Source organism: Streptomyces sp. NPDC127084, from assembly GCF_042724175.1.
In the GTDB taxonomy this organism is placed as follows: Bacteria; Actinomycetota; Actinomycetes; order Streptomycetales; family Streptomycetaceae; genus Streptomyces.
In genome coordinates this window covers 1-1,025 of sequence record NZ_JBHXFA010000438.1, presented here as the reverse complement: position 1 = coordinate 1,025, position 1,025 = coordinate 1, and the positions used below count along the sequence as shown (strand labels likewise).

At 73.7% G+C, this 1,025-nt stretch carries 1 protein-coding gene; it reads left to right on the top strand.

Annotation, left to right across the window (positions count from 1 at the left end):
- Window positions 1-74: 74 nt before the first annotated feature.
- Window positions 75-1,025: ABC transporter transmembrane domain-containing protein (locus ACFWI9_RS34820; RefSeq protein WP_387169440.1), on the top strand; the 951-nt coding region annotated here is incomplete at its 3' end.

Genomic DNA, 1,025 nt, shown 5'->3' with positions numbered 1-1,025 from the left:
CGCCGGCTGCTGGCGGACGAGCCGGGCTACCGCGCGCTGGTGGCCCGGGACACGGAAGAGGAAGAGGTCGTACGGTGACGGGATCCTCGTCGGCGAAGGGTCAACTGCCGGTCGCGGGACGGGCGGACGTACGACGGGCCGCGCTGAAACTGGTGCGGGCGGACCGGCGGGCGTTCGGCATCGTGCTGGTGGTGAACGCGCTGGCGGCCGGGGCCGGGCTGGTCGGACCGTGGCTGCTCGGGCGGATCGTGGACGAGGTGCGGGCCGGGGCCGGAGTGGGGGTCGTGGACCGGCTGGCCCTGGTCATCGTGGGGTGCTCGGTGGCGCAGTTGCTGCTGGCGCGCTGGGCGCGGTACGTGGGGCACCGGTTCGGTGAGCGCACGCTGGCCCGGGTGCGGGAGGACTTCGTCGACCGGGCGCTGGCGCTGCCCGCGTCGGTGGTGGAGCGGGCCGGGACGGGCGATCTGACCGCGCGCGGCACGGCGGACGTGGCGATCGTCGGCACCACCCTGCGCGATGTCGGGCCGGATCTGCTGGTCAACTCGGTGCAGGCGCTGTTCGTGATGGGCGCGGTGTTCGCGCTCGACCCGCTGCTCGGGCTGTTCGGGGTGCTGGGGCTCACGCCGGTGTGGTTCGCGCTGCGCTGGTATCTGCGCCGGGCCCGGGACGGCTATCTCGCGGAGGGCACGGCCAATTCGGAGGTCGCCGAGATCCTCACGGCGACCGCGTCCGGGGCGCGCACGGTGGAGGCGTTCCGGCTCCAGGAGCGGCGGGTGACCGCGAGCCGGGACACCCTGCGGACCGCGCTGCACAGCCGGCTGTACACGCTGTTCCTGCGGACGGTGTTCTTCCCGGTGGTCGAGATGTCGTACACGATCCCGGTGGCGGGCGTCCTGATCGTGGGCGGGTGGCTGCACGGGCGCGGGGAGGTGGGCCTGGGTGCGGTGGTGGCGGCCGCGCTGTATCTGCGGCAGTTCGCCGATCCGCTGGACCAGATCCTGATGCGGGTGGAGCAACTGCAGAGC